Genomic DNA, 26,569 nt, shown 5'->3' with positions numbered 1-26,569 from the left:
AAACAGAGGTGTGCTATTACGCCCCTTCAAACTTGAATGCAGGGGCGACTTCGAAGCGACTGGAGACTTCCCCGGAAAAAATCGTGCTTTGATCCGGCCCCAGGTCCAGCTTTTTGACCGCGCCGGTGGCTTTGGAAAAATCGATCTTGTTCAAGTCCACCCAAAAAGTGTTGGGCGTGACCGCCGACTCAAAGAAGTACAGCCCGCGCTTGTGATCGATCACCGATCGCCAGCGGGTCGAGGAGATGTTTGGCTCGCCGGGGGTACTGATGCCGTAAGGCACCGAGACGTTCCTGATCACGCTGAACACACTGGCCAGGGACATGCGCGGGTCCTCGGATTTGGGAACGGCGTTGACATAAAATGACGCCCGCGCAAAACGGTCGGCCGAGCGATTGGTGCCGGGCAGCATCACCGTCCCGCCCACCGATTGCCAGTACGCATTCATTGCCAGCTGCGCCTCGAACGCCGGAGAGTTGGTCATCACCTGATAGCTTCTGTCGTGGTGAATAACCTGCTTGCCATCTATGTATTCAATAATGGCGCTGTCGCCCGAGGCATCGGACATTGAAAGGTGCAACGTCGCCAGGCGGCTCTCACCGGGCACCTTGGCCGTCACGACGGTAAAGGGCTCGGTTTCAAGGACCGCCACCGCTTCGGCAACGGTACTGAAATTATCCAGCACGTACTGCGCCCAGGCAGCGATGCTCAGCCCGGGCTTGCCCTTGTGCACCGGCGGGTACTCTGACTCCACCAGCCATAGAAGGTTGGCCGACAGCCCGGCTTCGTTGACCCCGTCGGTGGTTGAAATATCGTAGCCGGTGGCAATCACGCTGCCGTATTTGGACGTCCACTTGACGGACCCCGGCCCCACTTCCCCGGTACGTTGCATGCCTTGGGGAAATATCCACAGATTGGTGGCCACATCGGTTTTCCAGTCCATGGACCGTGCCGTAATCACCGTGTCGTTGGCACCCAGGTAAACCAGGCGGGTGCAGGCATCGGCAACCGGCACGGCGAGCGCAAAGCCTGCCAGTGACAGTGCCAGATGCCGGGTGTGTTTGAGTAGCTGCATTCCCTTGATTCCTCGGAGTTGATCAGAAGCGCATGGACAGGCCAAGCACCGGGCCGCGCTGGGTCACGTCGTACTTGAACTTGTTGCCGGTAAAGTCGGTGGTTCGATAATGCTGCGACAGCACCCGATAGCCGACCCGAATGATCGTCGGGTGATCCGCCAGGTACATGCGGTAGCCCAGATAGCCCTGGGCGTTCCAGGTTTTTTTGGAGCCCGTGTCCAGGCCTCCGGTGTCGGACTCACCGGAGAGCGTCCAGCGATCCGTCAGGTCAGCCTGCATGCGCAAGCCCACAAACGGGTCCGTCCACTCGGTTTTTTTCTTGGTGCTGAAGCCGACGGAATTGATGTCCAGCTTCGTCGACAGCTTCGTCCAGCGCACACCGCCCGTGGGTTCAATCCGCCAGGTACGAGGCTCGCCAAAAATCGTGGAGCCCCCCAGCTCATACTCATACACGCGGTAGTACACGCCAGCAGCAAGGGTGGTCTGGGTGATCGCCAGCCCCACCTTGCGCCCGAACACCCTGTGCGACTCGTCGGTCTTGGCGTAGACGCCATCGACATAGAAACCCAGGGTGCGATTGGTCAGCTCCAGGTTGCCCATGAACACCGAACTCAAATTATCGAGAACCTGTGAAAACGGCACATCGACTTTGGTATTGACGCCACCGAGCGCCGCCTGCCCGCTCATTGACGGAGCCCATACAAACGGGCTCGCCAACAGCAGCCACTCAGCACTCTCGTTGTTGAGTGCTACGGCGGGCTCATCCGCACGCACCAGCGGCACATAAACCAGCAGCGCCACTGACACAAATCTGAATGCCTGAGTTTTCATCGTTCTGAATGACCGGTCCCGGAATTCGATTAGGTATAGCAAAGAATCCCGGGGCAGCCAGTGTCAGGGTGTCACGGCTACCGGCACGACACTCACCGACGGTTTGGCCAGCAGGTAATAAAGCACGCCCGGCACCACAAGGCCGACGATCCAGGAAATGTCCACGCCCCCCAGTTGCGCAACCATCGGGCCCGAATAGAAGTGACTATCGACAAAGGGCAACTGGATCAGGACACCGGCGACATACACGCTGATCCCCAGCACGTTCCAGCGGCCGTAGCAGCCCTGCGGGTCGGACAATGCCCTGAGGTCGTAACGGCCCTTGTTGATGAAGTAGTAATCCACCAGGTTGATGGCGCTCCAGGGCGTGAAGAAGGTCAGCAGGAACAGGATGAAGTACTTGAAGGTGTTCAAGAACGAGCCCTGGCCCAGCAGTGCCAGTGCAGTCGATGCGGCCACAATCACCAGTACAAACACCATGCGCTGCGTGGGGGTGACTTCCAGACGGCTGCGCCAGCCACTGATCACCGTGGCGATGCACATAAAACTGCCATAGGCGTTGAGGGTCGACACCGTGACCTTGCCGAACACGATACTCAGGTACAGCAAAGAGGCCATCAGCCCGGTACTGCCCAGCCCGACGATGGTTGCCACTTCATGCCCGCGAAAGTTCGCGCCCGCCAGTGCGGCGGCAAACACCCCCAGCACCATTGAGGCCTGGGCCCCGACTACCGTGCCGAGGCCGACAGCGGCAAAAGTCTTCCAGGACGACGTCTTGCTCGGCAGATAGCGCGAGTAGTCCGCGACATAAGGGCCAAAGGCGATCTGCCAGGACGCCGAAAGCGACACCGCCAGCAAAAAGGAGCCCCAGGCGAAGTGGCGATTTTCAAGCAACGCAGAGACATCGTGCAGCGTTATCAACCGGGTGAACAGGTAGGCAAAGGCCAGGATGCCCAGCACGCTGGCCACCTTGCCCACGATGTGGATGACCCGATAACCGAAGATGGTCAGAAAGGCGATGCAGGCGGAAAAAATCAGGATGCCGGTGCTGTCACTGACATCGATCAGCTGGGCAATGGCCTGCCCCGAGAGCACCGCGCCGGTGGCGCTGAACCCCAGGTACATCAGGCACACCAGCACAATCGGGATGGCCGCGCCGTAAACCCCGAACTGCACGCGGCTGGAGATCATCTGCGGCAACCCCAGTTTGGGCCCTTGTGCCGCGTGAAGGGCAACCACTGCACCGCCCAACAACTGACCGATCAGCAAGCCAATCAATGACCAGAACACATCGCCGCCCAGCACCACGGCCAGGGCGCCGGTGACGATCGCCGTGATCTGCAGGTTGGCACCCAGCCACAGGGTGAACTGGCTGTAGAGGCTGCCATGGCGCTCAGCCTCGGGGATGAAATTGATCGAACGGGTTTCAATCAGCGAACTGCGCTGATGACTGTCGCCAGTCTTGTTCATTGGGGTATTTCCTTGTTTTTGTTGTTGGATAGTCGTGTTGCTGCTGACGGCGAGCGTCACCCTGCACGCCAGGCGATCAGACCCTTTGTGTTGCCGTGTTTTCAAGTGGCGAAAATTACCTGCCGCTCAACCACGCAGATATGCCGGGCTCACGATATAGAACACAGGAAAAGAGCGGACCTCCACAAATGAGGAGGGTTAGCCCACGCGCTGAACCCACGGACTGACGGATTTAATCGCAGCGCGCGGGGCCCGTGAGCGGTGTCGAGGAACGCAGTGCAGAGCCCAGCTCTACCTTGCTTTTAACGCCGAGTTGCAAGTAACTGTTGCGCAGGTATGTGCGCACTGTCGCAGGGCTCAATACAAGGATCCTGGCTATCTCCTTGTAGGAGTGGCCTGCGGCGAACAGCAAGGCCGCCGTGCGTTCTCGCGGGGCAAGCACCGAGCCTCGCGACGGTGCTTCAAGCGACAGGATGACATGCTCTGCGTGGGGGCCAAGAGTCAGTAGCGCACGGCCCAGACGAATCACCGAGGGGGCCTTTTGCAGTTGCGGGACCACCTCGGCGGGCAGCACTGAGCCGCTCCAGCCGGGGAACTCGCGCTCAATGACGGCACACAGCCTCGCCCCGACGTACAGCAAGCTGCCATCCATGCGCGCGACCCCGAAGTCGGCCATTCCGGCGCTCTGGTCAAAGCGAATCATGTCCTGGATCTGAAACCGCCATAGTTGCAACAGATGCTCGCTAAAGGCCGAAAACAGGCTGGCCTGCAGTTCGTTGAAAGCAGGTGCATCGGCACCCCGGTACAGGCAGACAAAAAACATCAGGCCGCATTCGGGTAGCTCAAAGCTGATACACATCAGATGGTAGAGGTCATGTCGTCGCGCAAATGCATCCACCTCCTCATCGGGATCAGTGAAGCCGCTTTCGCGTATGACCTTGCCGGGCTGGCTCAATGTGTCCTGGGAAAAGCTGTCACTGCCTGCCCCTTTGTGCCATTCGCCAGCGAACGATTCAGGCAGGTCGATGCGCCCGTGCATCCAGCTTTGAGGGGGCGCATTGGCCTTTGACGTCGACATCTCGCCCCACCATGCGCAGGCAAACGGCACCAGTTGGCGAAACACCTGCAACCCTTCTTCAATAAAGTGGGAGCCCCCGCGTGTACGCGCCAGACGACCCAGTTCAAGCACGCAGCCATTGAACGCCTGCAGCATTGCCATCGACGCCTTGTCGTCATACTGATTACGCGTATCCATCGCTCACATCCCGAGGGCCAAATGCCTTTTTCGACCATGCCATGGGCAGAACAATCACGTCCAGCTCATTCCGGCCGCGGCTTCGCGCACAGGGCAGTTTTGTTCAATACGCCGGTTGCCCGGCCCCGTTAGCCTCAACCCACACTCACAAAACGGAGCACAGTGACAATGAGCGTGTTGATATCAATGGCGGCGTTCGCCCTGGCAGCCTCCATTTCACCGGGGCCGGTTAACGTCGTGGCCTTGAGCAGCGGCATGCAGTACGGCCTGGGCCCCAGCCTGCGCCATGTAATGGGCGCCACCGTGGGGTTTGTCGTGCTGCTGCTGTTTACCGGTTTCGGGCTGCATGAAGTGCTCAGGCAATGGCCGATCCTGACCGATCTGATCCGCTGGGCCGGCATGGCATTCCTGCTTTATCTGGCCTGGAAGCTGGCGACGGATAACGGCCGCATCGAGTTTGAAGGTGACACACGGCAACCGTCATTTCTCAACGGTGCAGCCATGCAGTGGCTCAACCCCAAGGCCTGGCTGGCTGCTGTCGCGGGGATGGGGGCGTTTGTATCCGGTGGCGAGGCCACACTGATCTGGTCGTTCGCGCTGATTTACTTCGTGGTCTGCTACCTGTCTGTAGCCTGCTGGGCCTATACCGGAGCATTCCTGAGCCGTTATCTGCGCAGCGCCAGGCGCATCCGTCTGTTCAACCGAGGCATGGCCGCCATGCTGGCGGGCTGCGCGGTCTCTTTGCTGTGGTTTTAAGCCTTGTACTGACCGGGCGTGACGGCGAGGTGTTTTTTGAATGCCCGCTGAAAATGGGACTGATCGGCAAAACCGGTCTGCTGCGCGATATCAGCGATTGGCGCCCCTTCGCGCAGTTGCGTCTGCGCATGTTGAATGCGCCGGTTGATCAGGTAGGCGTGGGGCGTCATGTGGTAGTGCTGCTCAAAGGCGCGGATCAGGTAAGCCTCTGACAGGCTGGCCGCAGCGCATATGTCCTGCAACCGGATCGTGCGCAAATAGTGCGTATCAATGTACTCGGCAGCACGCTCCACCCGCTGGCTGGCAACCTTGCGCAGCACGACCGGGCTGCCCAGTGCCTGCTGCATCATCGAAAAGAACACAATCGCCGCTTCGTGCTTGGCCAGAACCTCGAGGTGCGGATCGACCAGTTGCGCGTACAGGCAGGTCAGGCCGTTGAACAGTGCGGGGGAGTGGCTATGGGTGGCCGCGACGGGCCGGAACACCCCGTTGTGATCTTCATCCAGCCCCAGACCCGCCAGCCACTGGGCATCGACATACAGCATCACGTATGACCACAGCTGATCGTCGACCGGGTTACAGGCATGAACATCACCCGGGTTCATCACCACCACCGTTCCGGCGCCGATGCCGTGGGAGGTTTTTTCATGCAGGTAGTTACAGCGCCCGGCGGTGATCGCCCCGATGGAAAATATCTCGTGGGAGTGCCGGGCATAGCAGACCTTGCGCCCGTCGGCGATTGAGCGCGCCTCGATAAAAGGCAGCTGCGCATCACGCCAGAACCTGGGGGTTGTGCAGCCTGTATCGACGGCGAGGGGGCTGAGCTGATTACTTGCAGGCATGGTGTCGGGACCGTGAAGAGCATGGGCCGCAATGGATTTAACGGCCTTTGTCTGGCCGTTAGACTAGCACCTGAAAGCACTTGTTTCAGCTCGCATGCGCCACACGAATGACCACCTTCCCTTGCGCCCGGCCTGCTTCGACATAACTCAATGCCTGGGCAGTCTCATTGAATGCAAAGGTTCGATCTACCACCGGTTTTATTACACCGGACTCAATCAGCGCGCTGATTTCACGTAGTTGTTGCCCGTTTGCCCGCATAAATACAAACGAATAAGCCACATCCTTCTTGCGTGCCTTGCTGCGGATGCCATAACTCAATAGACGCATGACCTGCTGCAACCCCCAGGACAGCCCCTGCTCCCGGGCGAACTGCAGCGTCGGCGGGCCGGAAATCGAAATCAGCTGGCCTCCCCGCTTCAGGACCTTGAGCGACTTCTCGAGCGTGTCGGGGCCGAGGCTGTTAACCACGACATCGTAGTCATGCAGTTCTGTCTCGAAGCTCTGGGTTTTATAGTCGATAACGACATCAGCCCCGAGTGCTTTAACCCAATCAACATTGCGGGTACTGGTGGTCGTGGCAACAAACGCCCCGAGATGCCTGGCAAGCTGAATCGCAATACTGCCAACACCACCCGAACCCGCATGAACAAGCACCTTCTGGCCCTTTTTCAACCGCGCGGTTTCGACCAGTACCTGCCAGGCCGTAAGAGCGACCAAAGGGATGGAGGCGGCTTGCTCCATGCTGAGGTTTGCGGGTTTAAGTGCAAGTGCATCCTGCGATACCGAAACAAGCTCTGCGAAGGTGCCCATGCCTTCCTCCCGAGGGCGAGCGTAAACCTCATCCCCCGGCTTGAATTGCCGGACATCACTGCCAACACGCACCACCACACCTGCCAGATCGCTTCCCAGAACCCGCGGAAACCGAGAGGGCAAGATCAGTTTGAATTCGCCCCTGCGGATTTTAGCGTCCAGCATATTGACGCTCGCAGCATGCACCTTGACCAGCACTTCATCGGCTCGAACTTCAGGGTCGGGCAACTGCCCTATCCGCCCGTTGTTCTTGCCGTAACCCTCGATAAAAAATGCATTCATAACAAGCGTCTCCGGGGGGTGGCACCGGGCGGTCACTGCGCCCGGCGCGGTGCCCCCCATATCAATCAGTTCTGATAACGATCGGCCGCATGGGCCATCCGCAGATCCCCAAGCAGTGCCTGGCGGGCGCCATCCAGGGCATCCCAGCGCGCAGCGTCATGCAGTGGCGGGATGGTTACCAGCTCACGGCGGTCGAAACCGACCAAAGCCGCATCCACCAGCTCACCCACTTCCATCACTTCAGGCAGGCTGTTGATATCGATGCCCGCCCGCTCCCAGATTTCGGTACGGGTTGCGGCAGGCAGGACCGCCTGGACATAAACCCCCTTGGCAGACAACTCATGGCTCAAGCCTTGGGACAACAGCTGCACAAATGCCTTGGTAGCAGCGTAGACCGACTGGCCAAACTCCGGTGCCAGACCAACCACCGAACCAATATTGACGATTGCACCGTCACCGGCCTGCACCAGCCGTGGAGCAATCGCGCTGGCGAGCCGGGTCAACGCCGTGGTGTTGAGCGCAATAAGGGTCGTGAGGCTCTGCGCCGTCTGCTCCAGGAAGCCGCCGGACTGAGCCGCGCCCGCGTTGTTGATCAGGATGCCGATGTTCGCGTCGTCGCGCAGACGCGCTTCCACCACCTCCAGATCGCGGGCCAGGGTCAGGTCGGCAGGCACGACATCGACGGCCACGCGGTACTCCTGGCGCAAGCGTGCCGCCAGACTTTCCAGCCGTGACTTGTCGCGGGCAACCAGCACCAGATCATGGCCTCGGCGGGCGAAGCGCTCGGCATAGGTGGCACCAATACCGCTGGAGGCACCCGTGATAAGGACAGATGAATGAGTAGTCATGGAGGTGTTCTCTCAAGAAAAAACCAAGCCGCGGGATACGGCATATCAATCAATGAGCAATTATGATGATGACCATAATCTTAATCGTCAACCACTTTGATGATGATCGACATCCATGTATATTGAACGCCAGAATGTCAGCAGTTTGAACGAGGCATGGAACGATGAGGGTTACCAAGGCACAGGCACAGGCCAACCGGGCGCATATTGTCGAGACGGCTTCGCGCCTGTTTCGCGAGCGGGGCTATGACGGCGTGGGGGTGGCGGATCTTATGGCCGCTGCCGGGTTTACCCATGGCGGGTTCTACAAGCACTTTGGCTCCAAGGCCGACTTGATGGCAGAGGCTGCCGCCTGCGGGCTGGCGCAATCGCTGGAAAACAGCGCAGAGCTCGATATTGCCGGGTTCTTTGACCAGTACCTGACTCGCCAGCACCGTGATGCCCCAGGTGCGGGTTGCACCATGGCGGCCCTGTGCGGGGATGCCGCGCGGCAGCCAAAAGAGGTCAAGGCAAGCTTTGCCCAAGGGCTTGAAAATATGCTGAGTGCGATTGAACGCGAAGGCACCGCGCTCACAGGTGTGGAACCGCAAGCCATGCGGGCGAAGATAATCGACACCATGGCCCATGCCATTGGCGCAATAGTGCTGTCGCGTGCCTGCCCGGATGACTCTGCGTTGGCGGACGAGATTCTCGACGTTTGCCGCAAGCAGATCCTCCCCCCGCTGCGCCACAACGACGTGTAGTCGCAGCCCCGCGCTACTCGAACGCGCTACAAAAGCTTGATCACTTCACTGTAAGGCGTTTGCAAGTCGCGTTCAGGGATTTCCCAGATCACAAGTTCAGGGGGTGTCTGTGTAAACGCAGGGTTGTTGAAGTAACCATTGCCCCCCCCAGAAAACTCCCCGCCATCCTTGGAGAAGTCACCAATCGGTGCACCCAGCGCTTGTTGCAGAAACCCGGCAAAATTGGAGTTGCGTGAAAACGACGTGCCGATCAGCGCAACGTTGGGCAGGTTGGCGTCACCAAACAGATCATCCAGGTTGTCTGCATCAGCTTGCGCCGCACCGGCTTTCTCGCTGATCCGGGTCACCGCAACAGACTCTGGAGCGGGCTGCCAGGCCACGGGTAGCCATTCAAGGCCGGCCAGACGCACCAGATCCCCCGGACGACGTGCCGGGTCTTGCGCCGTCACCTCAAATGCCTTGTGCGGCGTGGCGCTGACTCCCATCCCCTGTACCCGCAGGGCGATAGCTTTGGCCGCCGCTGCGGCGCCCGTTTCGCTCCAGTGCGTGTCAGTGCGCAGGTAAGCTTCGGCGCCTAAGGGTTGCAGCAGCGGGGCCAAATCCACGGCCTGAACCCCGGCCCGGTTCAACTCTTCGACCCAGGTCACGGCACGGTTTTGCAACTGCGCCGGGCGACGCACATCGCACAGTTGCGCACTGGCAATACGGCTCTTGTCCGGCACCACAGCCACCAGCAAAGTGATGCCCCGCGTGGCCAGTTGCTGCTGGATATAACGCACCACCGCGGCCTTGGTCTCGGTATTGGCCCGTGCATGGCGGTTGATGCGCATTTCATCGGTCAGAAACAGCCAGCCCTCACACCCCGGACGCACCCGCGCACCGGTGTCGCCCAGCAGCAGCCAGCTCGCGCCGCGTTCCAGATCTGCGGCCGCCTGGGGCAATGCGGCCTTGGACAGCTGCTTGGCGATCTTGTGGGTCACCTCGCCCTGCAACACGCCCTCACGGCTCTGGTCAGGCGCCAGCAGCTCGACCTTGCCGCTGACCATCAGCCAGAGCGCCGAAGCAAAGCTTGCCGCCAGAAACACGACAAACACACAACCGCCAAGCTGGCTGACACGGGCAGTGAACTCAGTGGGTACAGCCGGTTTGGGTGACGAGGAAGACATGGGCGCGGCCATCAGAACTGGAAGTACAAGAAAGGCACTGCTTCACGGCTCGCGATCAACGCGAACGAGAGCAGAAAACCCGCCACCGGCCACAGGGCCGCGATCGGAGCAAACCAGAACTGGCCGCCAAAACGCTGCTCATACCGGGCCTTGAACAGCGGCGCAATGATGCACGCCACCCCGAGCACAGCGGCCAGGCCATGGGCCGAGCGCAGGGTCACGGCCAGTGCATCGCCCAGGGCAAAAGCGTGCAGGCCGAACTGGCCGGCGTACATGTTCAGCGCCGAATGGAAGTCCGGCGCCCGGAACAGGGTCCAGGCCAGAAACACAAACAGCAGAGTCAGGGTATGCGCCAGCACCGGCGGGATGCCCGGCAGGCTCGATCGCGACCACAACCGGTCGACGCACAACGCGATGCCATGGGCCGCTCCCCACAGCAGATAATTCCAGCTGTCACCGCCATGCCACAAACCGGCGATGGCCATGGTCAGGAACAGGTTGCGGTAAGTCTTCCAGGCACCGCTGCGATTACCGCCGAGGGCGATGTACAGGTAGTCGCGCAACCAGCTGGACAACGACATGTGCCAGCGCCGCCAGAAATCCTGAATGCTGCTGGCCAGGTACGGCTGATTGAAGTTCTCCGGGAAGTGAAAACCCAGCATCAGCCCCAGGCCGATGGCCATGGCGCTGTAGCCGGCGAAGTCGAAAAACAGTTGCAGCGAATACGCCAGGCAACCGATCCAGGCGTCGACAAAGGACGGGTTGTCCAGATGGAAAGCCACGTCGACCAACGGCGACAGGGTGTCTGCCACCAGCACTTTCATGCACAGGCCAATCATGAAACGGCGTGCACCCAGCGAGAAGTTCTGCCAGTCGAAATAACGCCTGGTCAGCTCTCGGCGCACCCAGTCATAACGAATGATCGGCCCGGCAATCGAGTGGCCGAACATCGAAATATAAGTGGCGTAATTGATGAAGCTGCGCTCCACCGGCACCGTATGGCGATGCACATCCACCAGATAGGAAATCGCCTGCAGCACGATAAACGACAGCCCCGCCGGCAGCGCCACCCGCTGCCATTCCAGCGGCATGGCGCCGGGCCAGGTAATCATCTGCATCCAGGTCGCGGCGAGAATGTTGGCGTACTTGTACCAGCACAGCACCGCCGTGTTGAACACGATCAGCGCAATCAGCAGCCGCACCCTGCCCTTCCCGTCCTCGCGGGAACGATCGATCAGCAACCCGCCCACCCAGGCCACAATGGTCAACGCCACGTGCAACGCGAGGAACATCGGGTTCAGCCAGCCATAGAACAACCAGCTGCCGAGCAGCAAAATGACGTTACGCCACTGGGGTTTGCCCAGGGCGTAAATCAGCAGGAAGGCTGGCAGAAACAGCGTCAGGAACTCGAGTGAGGCGAAGACCATGGCAGCAGCAGAATCCGATCAGTGGGACAGAGTGTCCGTGGCGCTCAAAAGACGCGGCCCCGAGGCAGAAGGCACCAGCAGCACGCTGTAGCGCTCGCCCGCCTTGAGCGCGCCCAAGTCCAGCGGCGCGCCGACGTTGGCGTTGGCACACACCAGTTGCACAGACAGATTCACCGGGTTGATCGAACGTCGTTGCAGGCTGCCCACCGGTACTGCCTTGAACAGGTCGGCGGTGCGCCCGGCAGGCCGCAGACTGGCATCGCTACAGGATTTATCGACGTTGACGAAGGCCAGTGATGCCTTGAGGCCGTTGAAATCGTCCGGCGTTTCCCCCACGGCGACTTGCTGGATACCCGCCCCCTGGGGCACGACCACGATGGTCGCGAACTCACCGGGCTCGACCTTCAGATCCAGCGTCAACCGTTGCCCGCCGCTGACCAGAGTGCCCTTGACCGGCCTGGTCGAGTCCACCGCAAACAGCAGCGACGCCGGTTGTGCCGTCTCCAGACGCAAGGGCGGCTGCCCTGCCTGGCCGATCACGTCCAGGGGCGCCGGGGTGGCGTTGATGAAGCGGATGAAGGCGGCGTCCTCATCAGGGCCCGAAGGGTACAACGCCACCTGCGCGCTCGCGAGCGCACTGAACGACAATGCGGGAACGCACACTAGCGCCGCGAACACTTTGTTCATTTCTTGGCATCCTTGATGGCCGGGGTTTGCAGCAGCGCCTTGCTGATGTCATCGCTCCAGGTTTTGTAGCCCGTGGCGGTCATGTGTTGCCCGTCAATCGTGGCCCACTGGCCCGGCCTGGAAAACTTCAACGAATCGATGTAGCTGCACGGTGCGACGTTGACCGCCAGAAATCTGGAGGTCATCTCCACCCGGGCAAAGGTCTTGCCGTACTTGCCGCCTTCGGTTCCCCAGTTCGGGCCAACCCAGACACAACGGGTGCCATTGGCGGCAATGTCCTTGGTCAACCCGGTGGTTTGCTGCCACAACCAGGCTTTGGGGAACGCCGGTTTGGTGTAACTGGCCATGGTGTCGCCCATGACAATCAGCACCAGATCCGGCTTGTCGGTGGCCAGCAACTGACTGATCGGTACTGTCGCGGCCTTGCCGCCCAGTACCACTGCCTTTTCCGTACCCCGGCGCTCGGCACCGCCACACGTGCCCGGTGTGGCTTTGAGCCAGTCACCGGCGTTGGCGCCGCAAATGCCCAGGGTGTGTACTTTTGCACCCTGAGCCACCAGGTCGTTGTGCAGAGTGGCGATCAAGTAATCAGGCGTCGCCAGATGGCTGTCGCCGATCATCAAAATTGTCATGCCCGCGAGAATCGATGCTGCCACGGTGAAAGCTCCTGCTGCTTAATTTGAAGAATACGGAGAAAGGTAAGGACTGACCGGCATCGGCATGCGCCCGGTGAAATCTTCAAACATGTAGCGCAGGTATAAACCGCCGGTCCATTGTTTGTAGTCCTGGGCGTTGTCCATCCCGAAACTGCCGCCCAGGAAGTAGTTGTTGCCCAGGCGGTACTCTGCCGCCGCGCCAAGGTTGTAACCAATGCCGGTTTTGTTCTGGCCCGAATAGCGGGTCGCCAGGCTGGTACCGGAGGCGGCATAGACTTGCGAGACCTGTTCCAGCGAGGCTTGCATGCCGCTGTCGTTCGGGAAGTACGGTGTCGAATCCTGCTCGATGTGCTGCAAGCCCACAGAGCCTCTGAGCGTGTAACTCAGGCGGTCGGTGCGTTGCGACCAACTGACGGGGACGCCGATGGAAAAGAAGTTCTGCGGGCTGAAGTAGCCACCGTTGCCGTAAGTGAAATTGCCCTGATTGTTGTCATAGCTGATGGCTGTGACCCCCAGGCCGGTGGTCAGCTGACGGCTGTCGTCGTTGAGCAGATACCAGTAAATCCCGCTGCCGCCTTCAACCCGGGTGTTGTCCTTGACGTTGTGGCCCAGCAATTTGTACAGGCCCGCGTAGCCGTACACGCCATAGTCACCGTTGTCATAGCCCAGTTGCAGGCGCCCGCCATTGGCGGTGACGCCACCCCATTTGAGACCACTGCGGGCATCCTCGGCACCGGCAAAGGACACCAGGCTGTCGTTCACGGCACGTCGCGACAGGCTGGCACCGTAACGCAAATGACTGCCTTCGCTGAATGGGCGATCAATGCTGACGCCACCCACGGCTGAGCTGTAAAGGAACCCCATGGGGCTCACCCCCAGATCGGCCTTGAGGCCCAGCGACGGCATCTCATAAGCCACGGCCAAACCCACGCCCGTGTCTTTCTGGCGCCCGGCAGAACCGTTGAGGTCGCCAAGTGCGGCGTTCAATTGATCGGCATCGGGGTTGGTCGCAAGCAAGTCGCTCACGGCGGCTATTTGCACATCGTTCGGCCCGCCAAACCGGGTTCTGGCCGAGTCTTTCACGGCGCCGGCATTCAACGACACCGGGGTCACGCGCAGGGCAATGCGGTCATCGCCCACCGGCATGCTGATTTCCAGCGGTGTCTCGACATCGGTGATTTTGCTCAGGCCCGACTCGCTGTCGTTGGTACGAAGGGTCACCCCTTGAGTGATGCGCGGGCTGCGTTCCTGCCTGATCTGGTCAAGGGCACTTTGCATCGACTTGCGCGCCTCAGCCTGCGGGTCGAGCGGACGGGCCACAGCCACAGGACTGGCGTCATCAAAACCGCCGCGCAACGGCTCGGTTTCGGTGGCCGCGGCGCCAAGTTGCATCTGGGCCGGTTCGGGGATCTGCGAAAGGCTGGCTTCGGACATCCGCGACTGGCTGCGCTGCCCGGACGTGCCCACAAAGGGGTTGGCGGCGACAGTTCCGGCAAAAGGGTTGGCATCTGCCTTGACCGGCGCCTGCAACGCCAGCGCACGGGCGTAAAGTTCCCCTGCTTTCGCGTTCTTGCCCTGGGCCCGAAAAATAGCCGCCGCACTGGCGAGCACCATGGCATCGTTCGGGGCCAGTTCGAGGGCTTTTTCGGTGGCCTTTTCAGCCCCACGATGATCGCCGGATTTGCTCAAGGCCTGAGCCATCCCAACCTGCAACCGGGGATCGTCCGGGGCTTTGGCCAGTAGCGGCCGATACAGCTCAATGGCTTTTGCGCTGTTGCCGCTGGCCAGATACATGCGCGCCAGGGCGCCTGCCGCCACCGGGTCGTTCGGCCGCCGGGCCAGAGCCGGAGCCAGCGTGTCATAAGCGGCGACCAGATCGCCCTTCTCACGCAACAGATCGGCCTGGCGCACGGTGTACAGATACAGCACTTCTTCGTAGCTACGCTGGTCGGCCGGGGTCAGCGGCTGGCGCTGCAGCTCATGCAAAAGCTGGCTGACCTGCTCATCGTCACCGGTTTTGAGCAGCACGCCGGCATAGGCCAGACGCAAGGCCGGAGGCGGGTTGCTGCTTTGCGCGATGGCGTTGCGCAACATTGATAACCCGTGCTCCGAGTCCCCCGCGTCGACGTAAGCCAACGCCAGCACTCCCATGGATTGCGGTTTGCCATTGGCCAACAGTTCGGCACGACGCAGTAACGTCAGCGCCTGGGTTGCGTTGCCCTGTTTGGCCAGGGTGGTGGCCTGGCTCACCAGTGCTTGCATTTGAACTTCACTGGCCAGTTGCTGCATGGCCGTAGTGCGCTGGCTGAGAGGAATTCGGTCCAGGGTGCCTTGCGCGCGCGTCCATTCACCCAACTGGCTCGACAGCAAGGCGCTGGCAAACAGGGCCTCCGGGCGGGGCGGGCTTGCCTTGAGCAGTTCGTCCATGGTCTGGCGGGCCAGGTCCGGGTTTTTTGCCTGCAGGTAATACAGCGCCAGATCGTAGCGTGTCCAAACGCCTTGCGGATCGTTGCGCACCGCTTCTTTCTGCGCCGCAATCGCACCCTTGAGATCGCCGCTGCGCTCGGCATTTTTTGCCTGCCCCGCGGCCACCGCTGCGTGCAACGGGCGCATATCGCCAAGGCGTTGCTGCTGGGCCGGGGTCAACGCCTCGACCATTTTCAATGCCTGGCTGGCCTGACCGTTTTGCGCCATCACGGTGATCAGCCCCAACATCGCGTCAGGGTTGTCACTGTCCAGGGTCAGGGCCTGACGATAGCTGGCCTGGGCATTGTCCAGCTGATTCTGTTCGGCCTGCACTGCACCGAGGGCGATGTAACCATCCGCCTGACGCGGATTGCCGGCAATGGCTTGCTGCAACAGACCACGGGCTTTTAACAGGTCATTGGTGGCCCTGGCCCTTTCGGCCCGGTCTAGCAGGCTCCAGTAGCGATTGCCGTCCAGCGCCGCTTGCCAGCGTGGATTACCGCCACGGCCGATGGCACGACTGAGCAGTTCATTGGCGTCGTCGAAGCGCCCCTGACGCTGGCGGACCACGCCGAGGCCGCCGAGGGCGTCGCTGTCGCTGGCCTGCTCTTTGAGCCGTGCCAGGAACGCTTGCTCTGCAGCGTCCAGCTGATTGTCTTGCAGTGCCTTGAACCCCCTCGCCACGTGGGGGTTCTGCTGTGCAGCCAGCCCCGCAGTGCCGCGGCTGTTCATTTGGGTGCGAATGGCAGAGTCGTCCGGGTTGGCCTTGAGATAGGCCTCAAACAACGGCTTGTCCACGGGGCGGGGCGAGCCCGTCCACATCAGACCCTCGCGCCAGCTTTCGGTGGCCTGACCACCCAGCTCCGGCAGGGTCGACAATTGCTGGAGCCGACGCAGGCCTTCAGAGCGTGTGGTTTCGTTACGCACCAGGAGCTTGGCCAGCGCCAACCGGACCCTTGCGTTGTTCGGGGTCTGCTGCTGCAAACGCTCCAGCCCCTGACGCGCTTCGCTCCAGCCGCCGGGCGTGTAGCCCAGAGCGTTGTAGTACTCCAGCGCCAGATCACCCTGGGGCGCCTTGCCAGCGAAGATCTTGCGAAAGACCGGTATCGCCTTCTCAAGCTCGCCGTTGGTGACCAACAGGCGCGCCGTATCCAGTTGCTCAGCATTGTTGCCAGCCTGCAGGGCAATGGATTGCTCCAGCAGCAAGGTCAGGCGCTCGCCCGGATGGGAGCGCCTGAGCTGCGCCAGATAATTGCTGGCACCGTCAATTCGCTTGCCCTTGAGCTCAAGCATACCCAGGCCATAGAGCGCATCTGCCTGTTTCGGATCGATCAGCAACAGCTTTTTCCAGACCTCGGTTGCCCGTGCCTGATCATCCTGAGCCTGCCAGTATTGACCCTGCTCAAGCAGCGCCTTGCCTGCATCGTCAAGTGCGGCAAAGCTGACGGTGTGAATCAGGCTTGCAAGTATCCCGAAGGCTACGGCGTGACAGCGAGCTGACATTGTTTCTCCCACATCTGTTGCTACTTCCCCTGAGCGGGGAAGTGCTTGTCCATAACGCCCGGCTAAACCAGGCTCAGCTCACAAAAGTAATACGGTGGCCAGGGGCACTTCAGCCCTCAGGTTTTGAGTGATCAACTGCACGCTCCGGCTCCCCTTGCAGGCGCCTGTTGGCCCGCGCCCGCAGCGCCAGATAAGCCAGGCCACTGAGCAAGACCACACCCAGACCGGTCAACACCAGCGCCAAAACCACATGGCGCGACATCAACCATTGCAGGTACTTGATCATGCCCAGACTGCCGACGTAGTACTGCTCGTCCGCCACCAGTGCTTCGATATTGTTGCCGCGCACCACCACCAGGCTGCCCTGGATCGACCGGGTGTAATCTTCACCACCGATCAAGGCGTTGGTAGCGTCAGCCAGGCCTTGGGGCTGACCGCTGGCGATGACCACCACACTGCGACCGCTTTTCAGCGGCGACTCAAAACCGGTCAGGTAAGTGCTGTGTGCTCCACCCGAGAACGCCATGGCCAGTTTGGTATTGCGCAGGTTGGCTTCAGGGTCCGGGCTGAACCAGTCACGCACTCGCATCGGCAGATCGGACAGGTGAAAAGCCTGCTGTCCATCGGCATCAGTGGCAGGCAAGCGGTCCGCCCATTGCGTCAGCAGCGGCTGATTCGCACCGGATGCCAGCACCAGCAAGTCCTTGTCCGCTGCACTGGCCACCTGCGCGGCCTGGATCACCTGTACGCCGGTGGCCGGGTAACCGGTGGAATGACCAAAGCGGCCGAGTACGGTCAAGTAGGCATCCAGATCCGCCGCACCGGCGTTGTCCGGCAGCACCACGGCGGTTTGTGACAGGTCGGCCAGGCGGGTGAACGGGAAACCGGCATCCTTGAACACGCCCAGGTTGGGCATGGCGATAAAGTGGTCGTAGCCGCTCAGGTCCAGGGTTGACTCGGGGTCAATGGCACCGCGCATGTTGTCAATAATGATGTCGTTGCATTCACCCTGCTTGATGTAGTCGAACATGTAGCGCAGTTGCAGCCGTGACTGCAGGGAGGCCGAGTTCAGCGGCAGGTAGACGGTGGTTTCGCGACCCAGGCTGTCGTCGGATTTCAGCGCGCTTGATATGCCGCTGTCGAGCTTGTCCTGAGACAGCAAATTCTGCGACTGAATCAGTGCATCGTTAAAACTGATAATGAGCGACGAGTTGCTGGATTTCTCTTGCGGGGTGTAGCGGTACTTGAGGTTCAGCGGAGCGCCTGCATCGCGCCAGGTAAACAGGTCCGGTGCAAGGTTCAGCGGCACGTTGATGTCGCCCGGGTTGTAACCGGACACCAGCAGCTCCTTGGCCGGCATCAACTCACCCAGTTTCACCGGGCGGTCACTGGGCAACCAGTTCGGCGCATCGTAGGGTTTGCGCGGCTGCACCCTGTCCAGTCGATCAATCACCACGCTGCTGCCCGACAAGGCCTGGCTGCCCAGAACCATGGCCGTAGCGGCACGCTTGAGTTCAGCGCCGTCGCGACCGGTGATCACCAGCAACTTGCCATTGGCGTCGTTGGGGTTGGTCATCACGGTCAGGGTCGGGCCCTTGGCGGGTGGCAGGTTCAGGCTGCCCATTTGCAACGCATCCGGGCCGCTGACCAGCACCACAGCGTTGCCGCTGGCCGGGATCTGGTTGTAACCCGACGAGAACCGCGCACCGCGATAGCTGGCCTGGGCACCGAACCACGACGACAGGGCTCCGGCGGCTTCAAGCGTGGCATTGTCGGGCGCTGTGGCGAACACGAACGGCAAGTCCAGGGCGCTGGCATCGCGACGATCGAAGAATGGCAGCGGGATAATCGACAGATCATCGGGCAAGACCAGTGGCGATACGTCAATCCCCAGTTCGGTAGCGTTACTGATCTTGGCCCACAGGCTGGAATGCTGAGGGTCCTCGCAGCTCATGGTGTAGTGCCCGATAAACTGCAGGCTCAGGCGGTTGAACTCGGTAATCAGGTGCGCCGGGATCTGCACAATTTCCTGTTGCAGTTGCCCGGCCTTGTCCTTGGGCAGCGGCAGGCTCGCGGCTACTTCGTCGTTGACCAGCACGTTGATTTGCGACAGTTCCGCCAGCAGCGCCGGTGAGTAGGTGTACTGCAGATTCAGCCTGGCCCCCGTCACGATCGAGTCGGCCCGCACATCGAAGCTGACGCTGTCGGTCGACTCCACACCGCGCAGGCTCATCGGATAATTGCGCCCCAATTGCTTGAGGGTCACGGTGTAACTTTTGGCACCGGGCGCAGAGGCTGGCGGCGTGGTTTCGGCACAAGCAGCAGCGGCGCTTAAAGCCAGCCAGGCGCACGTCAAGCGTGCCAGTGCGCGCGGTAAATCGCGCAGATTAGCGAAGGCTACAGACGTTGAGTTCATCACTTGTCCAGGACGTTTTCGAGCATGGTTGGGGTGACGCGGCGACGGCGGATTTTGTTCCGCACTTCCATGGCCGTGGCTTTGAAGAGTTCGTGGATACCGCGCAGGCCGATGCGGCTGACCTCGCGCAAGGCCACCATCGGGGTATCGACCTGCCCGCTGCCCCAGGTCGATGCCCAGGTGTCGGCGCGGGAAAACGTAAGGCGTACCAGATCGCTTTGCTGGCGCAGGGTCAGGGCATCAAACTGTGCACCCAGCAGCTCGCCACGGCTAAACACGATGACCGCCGGGAACACACTCAGTTGCTGGTTGCGAAACAGCGAGATCTGGACCCGTTCGCCCTGAGGTACGCTAAAACCTTCAGGCAAACGCAAGCCCACACCTTTTTGCGAGAAGTCCTGGGTGACGCCCTCAATGACGCTGCCATCGGCACGGGTCAGGTGCGCTGGCAGTTTGGCGGCGACACGCGGTTCAGCACGCACCTGCCGGGTTTCACTGGCAACCGCCACTGCGGCACTGGTGATGATGACGTTGTAGAGCGTCCACACCAGGTTGATCAGCAGCGTGGTGGTGGCGCCCTCCTCCCCCATTGCCAGACGCCCGAGCCCGTAAATCAGGCCCGCCATGTTGAGGGTCAGCAACACGATGTACGGGCGGGCGAGTTTCCAGTCGAAGAACTTCTCGTCGATGATCCCGCCCTTGTTGGTCACGTTGAAACCACCGCGCTTGGGATTGACCAGTGCCACCAGCACCGGGCCCATGATGTACCAGGCCAGTACGGTCTCGTAGACCTCGTTCCAGAACGAATGGCGGAACCGTCCCTGGATGGTGGAGTTGGTCAGGCTGGCATGGAAGATATGCGGCAATGCATAGGCCGTGATCATCAACCCCGCAGCGTGGAAGATTTGCGCGTCGAAAAACAGGAAGGCCAGCGGTGCCGTCAGAAACACCAGACGCGGCAAACCATAGAAGAAGTGCAGCATCGCGTTGAGGTAGCACAGGCGCTGCCCCAGGTTCAGCCCTTTGCCGAACAGCGGGTTATCCGTGCGGAAGATCTGGGCCATGCCTCGGGCCCAACGAATCCGCTGACTGATGTGGCTCGACAGGCTTTCTGTCGCCAGCCCCGCTGCCTGCGGGATGGCCAGATACGCAGTGTTATAGCCGGCACGGTTGAGTTTGAGCGCGGTGTGAGCATCTTCGGTCACGGTTTCTACCGCGACCCCGCCGATCTCCATCAGCGGTTCGCGCCGGATCACGGCACAGGAACCACAGAAAAACGTGGCGTTCCACAGGTCGTTGCCGTCCTGCACCAGGCCATAAAACAACTCGCCTTCGTTTGGCACCGAGCGGAAGGTGTCGAGGTTTTTCTCGAACGGGTCCGGGGAAAAAAAGAAGTGCGGGGTTTGCAGCATCGCCAGCTTCGGGTCTTTCAGGAACCAGCCGATACTCACTTGCAGGAAGGAACGGGTCGGCACATGGTCGGCATCGAAAAACGCCACGAACTCACCGCTGGTAGCCTTCAACGCTTCGTTAAGGTTGCCCGCCTTGGCATGGCGGTTGTTGTCGCGGGTGATGTAGTTGACATTGATCTGCTCGCAGAACTCGCGAAAGTCTTCGCGACGGCCGTCGTCCAGCACGTGGACGCGCAGCTTGTCTTGCGGCCAGTCCATGGCCTGGGCGGCAAAGATGGTCAGTTTCACGATATCAAGGGCTTCGTTGTATGACGGGATAAACACGTCAACTACGGGCCACTCGCCAGGCGGGCTTTTGAGCAGGACCGGTTGGCGATGCAACGGCCAGGCCGTCTGCAGATAGCCGAACACCAGCACCACCAGGGCATAAATTTCGGCGAGCACCAGGCCATAACCGAACGCAATGTCGATCCATTCGTCAAAGTCCAGCGTCTCGGTCAGACGCCAGTACATGTAGCGCAGCGAAGCCGTCAGCGACAGGCCGATCAAGATCAGGTGGTCAGGCGCCCGGGGATCCTGCGCAGTACCAGCGCCGCACCGAAGCAGCCGATGCCGAAAATGCACTGCGCGTAAAAATCAAACGGCGCGGTGATAATCAGCAGGCCCAACAGGCCGCAAAATACAGTTGTGCCAATGATCAGCGCCCGACGTGCCGCTGCAGGCCACTGACCGATACGATCGGCCAGGGACTGGGCCCAACGCTGAAGACGGGTGTGTGTCACTGGTGGCTCAGTGCATACCTTGATCACAGGGTGCAGATCTTGGCAGTGGCGGTGTTCTGCAACCGGGCTTTGAGTTGCTCACCGAGCAGCAGCATATCCTGGCAGGCCGTTGATGATCCGGGTGACGTCAACGGGTTACGCCCATACGCCAGGGCTTCGCCAAGTGTGTTGTCCATTGCAATGACCGCCAGCAGCTGCGCGCCCAGACGGCGCTTGAGCACTTCAAGCATGTCCCGGGAGAACTCGCGGCCGGCGTCAAACTGATTGACCACATAACTGCAAACCGGGGGCGCCGGCCGCACGCCGGCAGCACCGAGCAGGCGATCCATCTGGTCCAGGGCGATAAAACTGGCGGCATCGGCAGTGGTAACCACGATCACTTGATCAGCCACGTCCAGCGCCTGCTCCAGATACGCCGAGCGGCCGGTCGGGGTGTCGAGAATCACCACGTCGTTTTCACCCAGGCCCATGCGGTCCAGTTGCCGGGCCAACCAATGGCGGTCCAGAGCCATGGCGCTTTGCAGAGCGTCATGTTCCTCATCACTGAGCACGCCATGGGGCAACAACTGCGCACCGGCGAAGCCTTGTTGCAGCCTGTCGCTCCAGAGAGTGTCGACCTCGCTGGCACTGCCCAGCCCTGTCACGCCGGGCTCGATCCCCAGGTGATATTGCAGCGCATTTTGCGGATCGAGATCGATGGCCAGGGTTTTGCCGCCTTCCATTCGCAAGCTGCTGGCCAAGCCGGCGCCGAGAGTCGTCTTGCCAACGCCGCCCTTGGGCGAAACAAGCGCCACGATATACGCCTTGCACTTGGGCGCCAGCGGCTGTGTTTGAGTGTGCAAACCCTGCGTCCGGGCCTGACGGGCAAGGACCACCTCGGCGAGCAAATTACGCAGCGGTGACGCAACGTCTGCCGCCGTCATAGGTGGCGCTTGAGTCGGCGGGTGCTGCGGTTCAACAGCGCGACTCACTGGCTCGGCTGCCGGGGCAACCGGCGAGACGGCACAAAGCGCTGCCCTGACCGGCACGTCTGCAACCCGGGGTTCAACCGCACCACCGGTTTTGTCCAGCAAGAGAGCCGTTTCCTGGTAATCGAACTGACTTTCGAACTCGTGATAGCTGTCCGGATTTGCCCCGAATCTGCTGAATAAATTCGATATATCGTCGGTACGATTCATAAAAAAGCTCCCTGGGTGCTGACTATTAACGCCGTGTGTCCTGCTACGGCGCGGCAAAAATAAGCCATCACAATGATATCGTCAATATTTTGAACACAATTAAATTATTATATTAATCAGAACGTCAAAACATCACGAATTAGCCAATATATTGACGCAAATAGTGCGATTTTATTTGGCGCCATCTCTCCGACATTTATCCTCACGTCATGTCTTACAAAGAATAAGGCATTGAAATATCTGAAATTTTTAAAAAAATTAACCCAACCTGACTGGAGTCATCCGAGCGCCCCCTTACCTGCACGTTACGTTGCTGAATGATTGAACCCACGTGAACAGTTGGTACTTTCTGACAGGGCCCATGGAGCGCAATTAAATCCAGAAGTGATTAATCGTCTCTTTTGTTATTGCTCTTTCGTTTTCATGTCCGAGTTTGATAAGAGCGAAATTTCTGGCTGACCTCGACCCGCGCAATGAGTGCCGACATCCCCATCGTCAAGGCGATACTCGAGGCGTATGAGGGAACGGGCGATGCCTACGTCTATGGCCCGATTTATGTCGGCGCCAGCGAGCGCGGCAAGGGCCTGGCACAGAGCCTGTTCGCACAACTGCGCCTGCAGCAGCCGGGACGCGAAGGCATTCTGTTTATTCGTGAAGACAACGAAGCTTCACTCAAGGCACATCTGCGAATGGGCATGAACCCGGTGGCCGAATTCCAGTTCAATGGCTTTCTATATCGAGTGTTTTCATACATCGGATAGCAGTACTAAAAGGGGGGGGGCAATGGCCTACGACAAGTTGCCGGTCGTACTACACTCAAACGATCCATCGCTCTCTGGCTTTAAATCGCGGCAAGCTGCCTGCAGGGGTGAGCGTCAACTCAACAGCAAGGTAAGGAGAGCAGCATGTCTGAACACTTCAAAAACCTCAGAGGCGACACCCCTTTTGGCGCAGCAAGCCCGCTAAACAGACGAGAACTTGCCGTTGCCGCTGCGTTGACCCTGATCCAGTCCAAGGTTTTAAACTCAAGCGGCCCTGCCCAGCTTCAATGGGAACTGGATAATCTGGGCAAATATGCTGATCAGATACAGGCCGCGCTTGAGGTTGAATGACATGGCTGCGCCAACTACTGGCTCATGGCGGGAGTTGGCCGGGACAGAGGCCAACCTGTGATTTGTACCCTTTGCTAACGGTAGTCATGAATGGGTGACGAGAAATGCCTGCGCGCAACCATAAGCCACGCGCAGGCGCAGACTGACAAAACAGCTTATGACATCAAGCGGCCGCGCCCACGCGTGGAAGCAGACGCATGCTCTCAATGACCTGGTTTGCCAATGGCGTTACCACAACAAGGGCATTCGGTACCCAGACACGCGGGCGTGCCGGTGCGCCTACGAACCAGATGCTCTCCTTAGCGCCAAAACTCTCATGGGCACCTGCCATGCTCGGCAAGATGGTGATCGCATGCTTGCCCCGCTCACCTGTCACGTCCAGCTCGACCCTGCCGTCATCGCTCATGACATACCTGGACTGGTAGTAGCCCGTGGCTGCAACAATGGTGTCGAAGCCATGCACCTCCCCACCCCAGCTGACATGCCATGTATTGGGGCGCCTGTCCGAGTAATCCATGGCACTTATTTCACCGCCCTGCACGCAGAGAACACCGTCATCAATGTACTTCAACAGTTTGCGGGCGTTGGGCAGTGCCAGTGCCGTGATGTACCTGTAAAGCAGACGCTCGAAGCGAGGATGGAATGAACCGTCGAAATAGACGTCCTCCTTGTTGTGCACGCCATTAATGGCATGCATGAAATCAACCACGTATTCCTGCCACTGACTGTCACCACTCTCTGCAATTTCGACTTCCTCCTTCAACCTGCCGAGAACAGTCGATGAATAGGAGAACTGCTGGCTCCAGTCTTTGCCAATGTTCTGGCGCAATACCTTGGAGAAGTACTTCACGTATCTGTAGTGCAGGGAAGGACTGTATGACTTTCGACCTTCCTCCCCTGGCGCCATGACGGATGCGATGTCTTCGCCAACAAATGCTGCCTTTGGGCTACGCATGAAACGCGCGCGTACGGCGGGGAATTCTCCCGACGGGGACAACATGGTCACTTGATGCCCGTCGCGGCAGAGAACGATCGCACTGTCGATGGCCGAGAGTTTGCTACCCATCACCAGTACCCGGGACTTTTCAGGAATCATCGCCAGCATGCTGGCTTCAGGGTACGGATTCTTGATGAAGCTCGAATGGTTGAAAAAAGGTTGCGCAACAACCGGTAAACGAGGCGGCCCAAAGCCCGTGCAGAACACCACATCAGTGGCCATCAGTGATGAAGACGGCACCTGGGGCGAGTCGACAAACTCCAGTTCATAACGGCGGTGGCCATGAATCTTCAGGGCCTTGAACGTACTCGACACATATTTGACGACCACCCCCTGCTCCCGCGCCATGGCGGAATACTGCACAAAGCGGTTCGCCAGGTATCGGCCCACCAAAAACCGTGGAACAAAGCTCTCGGCCGTAGAGGCGTAGCCTTCGCAACTCAAGTGCTCGAGAAAATCCAGGGGCACGTCGTGCAACACCGACATGGTATCGACCGAGGTATTACAGAGAATGTCGCGATCCGTATTAGAGAATGCTGTGCCCGGGCCGACGGGGTGCGGATCGATCATATAGATGGTTCGCGCAACACCCGCCCTGACCGCAGCGATAAAAGTCGCAACGCCGGCAGCACCGGCACCGACTATGGCAAGTCTGTTCATGGGAATGCCTCTGAAAAGAGTAAGAACGCAGTGGCTGACCACAAAGGCAAAGCCGCATTGATCATTTGCCAATGTTCAATGCGGCTTCACGCGCGATTCACTACACCGCGCATGCCTCGATAATCGATACGTAGCAGCCCGTATCAATAGTGCGGTTCAGTCGCAGATCAGCGCTTGCCAACAACTGTTCGAACTCTTTTTTGGTCCGCTCCCTGCCACCTTCGTAGATACCCATGCACAACAGGTCCATCAGCTTCCCTGAATGCGGGGTGTTTCCCTCCGGAATGAGGGGATCCATGATGAGGATGCGTGCCCCGGGATTCATGGCTTTGCGGATGTTCTTCAGGATCAGTGCTGCCTGCTCATCAGGCCAGTCATGCATGATGTACTTGAGAAGGTAAATGTCTGCCTTCGGCGCGGACTTGAAAAAATCGCCAGAGCTCAGCTCCCACCGGGAATTGTCTCCCAGCTCCCCCAGACGATTCCTTTCCAGAACGTGCGACTGGTCGTAGAGGATGCCGTGAAGACTGGGGTTGGTCTGCAGCACACGCAACAGCAAACCGCCAAAACCTCCCGCAATGTCCGCAACAGTGGCTCCGTCAGGGAACTCATAACTGCGCACCAGGAAAATATTCTCCACTTGCGACATGGAGGACATGCCGACGTGAAAATCCTCCGCCTGGGCACCAGCCTGCGACCAGTACTCAAAAAAGGATTTGCCGTACAAATGCCTGAAGGGGGGATTACCACGGGCACTCTCGATCAGTTCACCGATGGGGCGCCAGAACGTCTCATCGGTCAGCATCAGCACAGCAGAACGTAGTGAATGATCAGCATCGGTACGCAGATAATCTGCCGCCGCCGTGAGCTCAAAAACGCCGGGCTCAACCTCGCGGAAAATATCCCGTGTTGCGGTCACTCGCAGCAGTCGCTGCAACTTCTGAGGCTCTGCACCCACGGCCTGCGCCAGATCTGTTACTGACTTGGGCCCGTCAGCCAGATAATCGGCGACCCCAAGTTGCGCCACTGCCCGCAGAGCTGCCTGATAGGTATAACCCATCGTTTGATCCAGCAAGTGGAGTGCGGCATCTTCGTTCTTGAGTACCAACTGTGTTTGTATTTGCTTCGTCATATATACCTCTATCCTTGAGTATTAATGAACCGCGCATCCTGGAATTAAAGATGCAATGCTT

General features: G+C 59.8%; 20 protein-coding genes and 1 pseudogene. 4 read left to right on the top strand and 17 right to left on the bottom strand.

Annotated elements, in window-relative coordinates; all coding sequences use genetic code 11:
• Window positions 1-16: 16 nt before the first annotated feature.
• From ACZRMS_RS04595 to ACZRMS_RS04580, 4 genes are all read right to left on the bottom strand, one after another.
• A complete protein-coding gene (locus ACZRMS_RS04595) occupies window positions 17-1,075 on the bottom strand; it encodes a linear amide C-N hydrolase (protein WP_463994322.1) in 1,059 nt (352 codons plus the stop codon).
• 22 nt (window positions 1,076-1,097) lie between these two features.
• Window positions 1,098-1,859, bottom strand: a complete 762-nt coding sequence (locus tag ACZRMS_RS04590) for a hypothetical protein (protein ID WP_463994342.1) — start codon at window positions 1,857-1,859, stop codon at window positions 1,098-1,100.
• Window positions 1,860-1,970: 111 nt separating this feature from the next.
• Complete coding sequence (locus tag ACZRMS_RS04585) at window positions 1,971-3,377, bottom strand: purine-cytosine permease family protein (RefSeq protein ID WP_463994321.1); 1,407 nt, start codon at window positions 3,375-3,377, stop codon at window positions 1,971-1,973.
• A gap of 232 nt (window positions 3,378-3,609) precedes the next feature.
• Entirely contained in the window at window positions 3,610-4,632 is a 1,023-nt protein-coding gene (locus ACZRMS_RS04580; RefSeq protein WP_463994320.1) for a helix-turn-helix transcriptional regulator, read from the bottom strand.
• Window positions 4,633-4,800: 168 nt separating this feature from the next.
• Between ACZRMS_RS04580 and ACZRMS_RS04575 the strand changes: the two genes are divergently transcribed.
• Complete coding sequence (locus ACZRMS_RS04575; protein WP_463994319.1) at window positions 4,801-5,388, top strand: LysE family translocator; 588 nt, start codon at window positions 4,801-4,803, stop codon at window positions 5,386-5,388.
• Here ACZRMS_RS04575 and ACZRMS_RS04570 read toward each other — a convergent pair.
• From ACZRMS_RS04570 to ACZRMS_RS04560, 3 genes are all read right to left on the bottom strand, one after another.
• A complete protein-coding gene (locus ACZRMS_RS04570; RefSeq protein WP_463994318.1) occupies window positions 5,385-6,230 on the bottom strand; it encodes a helix-turn-helix transcriptional regulator in 846 nt (281 codons plus the stop codon). The two genes, ACZRMS_RS04575 and ACZRMS_RS04570, sit on opposite strands and share 4 nt — an antisense overlap.
• Before the next feature lie 85 nt (window positions 6,231-6,315).
• Window positions 6,316-7,323, bottom strand: coding sequence for an NADP-dependent oxidoreductase (locus ACZRMS_RS04565; protein ID WP_463994317.1), 1,008 nt, complete (start codon window positions 7,321-7,323; stop codon window positions 6,316-6,318).
• A gap of 65 nt (window positions 7,324-7,388) precedes the next feature.
• On the bottom strand, window positions 7,389-8,171 hold the full coding sequence (locus tag ACZRMS_RS04560; RefSeq protein WP_463994316.1) for an SDR family NAD(P)-dependent oxidoreductase: 783 nt from the start codon (window positions 8,169-8,171) through the stop codon (window positions 7,389-7,391).
• A 164-nt stretch (window positions 8,172-8,335) separates the two neighbouring features.
• Here ACZRMS_RS04560 and ACZRMS_RS04555 point away from each other — a divergent pair, with 164 nt between their 5' ends.
• A complete protein-coding gene (locus ACZRMS_RS04555) occupies window positions 8,336-8,914 on the top strand; it encodes a TetR/AcrR family transcriptional regulator (protein WP_463994315.1) in 579 nt (192 codons plus the stop codon).
• Window positions 8,915-8,940: 26 nt separating this feature from the next.
• On the opposite strand, the gene ACZRMS_RS04550 is transcribed toward ACZRMS_RS04555, so the two are convergent.
• The 8 genes and pseudogenes from ACZRMS_RS04550 to bcsQ all read right to left on the bottom strand — a co-directional run bounded on the left by ACZRMS_RS04550 (window position 8,941) and on the right by bcsQ (window position 22,607).
• Window positions 8,941-10,080, bottom strand: coding sequence for an alginate O-acetyltransferase AlgX-related protein (locus ACZRMS_RS04550; RefSeq protein ID WP_463994314.1), 1,140 nt, complete (start codon window positions 10,078-10,080; stop codon window positions 8,941-8,943).
• An 11-nt stretch (window positions 10,081-10,091) separates the two neighbouring features.
• On the bottom strand, window positions 10,092-11,507 hold the full coding sequence (locus ACZRMS_RS04545) for an MBOAT family O-acyltransferase (RefSeq protein WP_463994313.1): 1,416 nt from the start codon (window positions 11,505-11,507) through the stop codon (window positions 10,092-10,094).
• 18 nt (window positions 11,508-11,525) lie between these two features.
• Window positions 11,526-12,194 carry an alginate O-acetyltransferase AlgF gene (locus ACZRMS_RS04540; RefSeq protein WP_463994312.1) on the bottom strand — a complete coding sequence of 223 codons (669 nt, stop codon included), beginning with the start codon at window positions 12,192-12,194 and terminating at the stop codon, window positions 11,526-11,528.
• Window positions 12,191-12,814, bottom strand: a complete 624-nt coding sequence (locus ACZRMS_RS04535; protein WP_463994341.1) for an SGNH/GDSL hydrolase family protein — start codon at window positions 12,812-12,814, stop codon at window positions 12,191-12,193. The genes ACZRMS_RS04540 and ACZRMS_RS04535 overlap by 4 nt, the downstream gene beginning before the upstream one ends.
• A 54-nt stretch (window positions 12,815-12,868) precedes the next feature.
• The gene (locus tag ACZRMS_RS04530) at window positions 12,869-16,819 is read right to left on the bottom strand and encodes a cellulose synthase subunit BcsC-related outer membrane protein (protein ID WP_463994311.1); all 3,951 of its coding nucleotides are present in this window, start codon (window positions 16,817-16,819) and stop codon (window positions 12,869-12,871) included.
• 109 nt (window positions 16,820-16,928) lie between these two features.
• On the bottom strand, window positions 16,929-19,235 hold the full coding sequence (bcsB, locus tag ACZRMS_RS04525; RefSeq protein WP_463994310.1) for a cellulose biosynthesis cyclic di-GMP-binding regulatory protein BcsB: 2,307 nt from the start codon (window positions 19,233-19,235) through the stop codon (window positions 16,929-16,931).
• Window positions 19,235-21,429 (bottom strand): annotated as a pseudogene (gene bcsA, locus ACZRMS_RS04520) (UDP-forming cellulose synthase catalytic subunit). The gene bcsB and the pseudogene bcsA overlap by 1 nt, the downstream one beginning before the upstream one ends.
• Window positions 21,430-21,452: 23 nt before the next feature.
• Entirely contained in the window at window positions 21,453-22,607 is a 1,155-nt protein-coding gene (gene bcsQ, locus ACZRMS_RS04515; protein ID WP_463994309.1) for a cellulose biosynthesis protein BcsQ, read from the bottom strand.
• 473 nt (window positions 22,608-23,080) lie between these two features.
• Here bcsQ and ACZRMS_RS04510 point away from each other — a divergent pair, with 473 nt between their 5' ends.
• Both ACZRMS_RS04510 and ACZRMS_RS04505 read left to right on the top strand, forming a co-directional pair.
• Entirely contained in the window at window positions 23,081-23,368 is a 288-nt protein-coding gene (locus ACZRMS_RS04510) for an N-acetyltransferase family protein (RefSeq protein WP_463994308.1), read from the top strand.
• A gap of 144 nt (window positions 23,369-23,512) precedes the next feature.
• Window positions 23,513-23,719, top strand: a complete 207-nt coding sequence (locus ACZRMS_RS04505; protein ID WP_463994307.1) for a hypothetical protein — start codon at window positions 23,513-23,515, stop codon at window positions 23,717-23,719.
• Between the two features lie 163 nt (window positions 23,720-23,882).
• Here the strand turns inward: ACZRMS_RS04505 and ACZRMS_RS04500 are convergent, their stop codons facing one another.
• Together ACZRMS_RS04500 and ACZRMS_RS04495 are read right to left on the bottom strand one after the other, a co-directional pair.
• Window positions 23,883-25,376 carry an FAD/NAD(P)-binding protein gene (locus tag ACZRMS_RS04500; protein WP_463994306.1) on the bottom strand — a complete coding sequence of 498 codons (1,494 nt, stop codon included), beginning with the start codon at window positions 25,374-25,376 and terminating at the stop codon, window positions 23,883-23,885.
• Window positions 25,377-25,476: 100 nt separating this feature from the next.
• Window positions 25,477-26,508: a methyltransferase gene (locus tag ACZRMS_RS04495; RefSeq protein WP_463994305.1), complete on the bottom strand. Its 1,032-nt coding sequence runs from the start codon at window positions 26,506-26,508 to the stop codon at window positions 25,477-25,479.
• Between the last annotated feature and the right edge of the window lie 61 nt (window positions 26,509-26,569).

It is taken from the genome of Pseudomonas sp. B424 (assembly GCF_055408345.1).
Note: the sequence above shows the minus strand (reverse complement) of the source record. Positions and strands in the feature narration are given on the sequence as shown.

Bases quoted from the DNA above. Each gene is read 5' to 3' on its own strand.
- ACZRMS_RS04595 (WP_463994322.1), bottom strand. From the start codon at position 1,075: ATGCAGCTACTCAAACACACCCGGCATCTGGCACTGTCACTGGCAGGC.
- ACZRMS_RS04585 (WP_463994321.1), bottom strand. From the start codon at position 3,377: ATGAACAAGACTGGCGACAGTCATCAGCGCAGTTCGCTGATTGAAACC.
- ACZRMS_RS04580 (WP_463994320.1), bottom strand. From the start codon at position 4,632: ATGGATACGCGTAATCAGTATGACGACAAGGCGTCGATGGCAATGCTG.
- ACZRMS_RS04575 (WP_463994319.1), top strand. From the start codon at position 4,801: ATGAGCGTGTTGATATCAATGGCGGCGTTCGCCCTGGCAGCCTCCATT.
- ACZRMS_RS04570 (WP_463994318.1), bottom strand. From the start codon at position 6,230: ATGCCTGCAAGTAATCAGCTCAGCCCCCTCGCCGTCGATACAGGCTGC.
- ACZRMS_RS04565 (WP_463994317.1), bottom strand. From the start codon at position 7,323: ATGAATGCATTTTTTATCGAGGGTTACGGCAAGAACAACGGGCGGATA.
- ACZRMS_RS04560 (WP_463994316.1), bottom strand. From the start codon at position 8,171: ATGACTACTCATTCATCTGTCCTTATCACGGGTGCCTCCAGCGGTATT.
- ACZRMS_RS04555 (WP_463994315.1), top strand. From the start codon at position 8,336: ATGAGGGTTACCAAGGCACAGGCACAGGCCAACCGGGCGCATATTGTC.
- ACZRMS_RS04550 (WP_463994314.1), bottom strand. From the start codon at position 10,080: ATGTCTTCCTCGTCACCCAAACCGGCTGTACCCACTGAGTTCACTGCC.
- ACZRMS_RS04545 (WP_463994313.1), bottom strand. From the start codon at position 11,507: ATGGTCTTCGCCTCACTCGAGTTCCTGACGCTGTTTCTGCCAGCCTTC.
- ACZRMS_RS04540 (WP_463994312.1), bottom strand. From the start codon at position 12,194: ATGAACAAAGTGTTCGCGGCGCTAGTGTGCGTTCCCGCATTGTCGTTC.
- ACZRMS_RS04535 (WP_463994341.1), bottom strand. From the start codon at position 12,814: ATGATCGGCGACAGCCATCTGGCGACGCCTGATTACTTGATCGCCACT.
- ACZRMS_RS04530 (WP_463994311.1), bottom strand. From the start codon at position 16,819: ATGTCAGCTCGCTGTCACGCCGTAGCCTTCGGGATACTTGCAAGCCTG.
- bcsB (WP_463994310.1), bottom strand. From the start codon at position 19,235: ATGAACTCAACGTCTGTAGCCTTCGCTAATCTGCGCGATTTACCGCGC.
- bcsQ (WP_463994309.1), bottom strand. From the start codon at position 22,607: ATGAATCGTACCGACGATATATCGAATTTATTCAGCAGATTCGGGGCA.
- ACZRMS_RS04510 (WP_463994308.1), top strand. From the start codon at position 23,081: ATGAGTGCCGACATCCCCATCGTCAAGGCGATACTCGAGGCGTATGAG.
- ACZRMS_RS04505 (WP_463994307.1), top strand. From the start codon at position 23,513: ATGTCTGAACACTTCAAAAACCTCAGAGGCGACACCCCTTTTGGCGCA.
- ACZRMS_RS04500 (WP_463994306.1), bottom strand. From the start codon at position 25,376: ATGAACAGACTTGCCATAGTCGGTGCCGGTGCTGCCGGCGTTGCGACT.
- ACZRMS_RS04495 (WP_463994305.1), bottom strand. From the start codon at position 26,508: ATGACGAAGCAAATACAAACACAGTTGGTACTCAAGAACGAAGATGCC.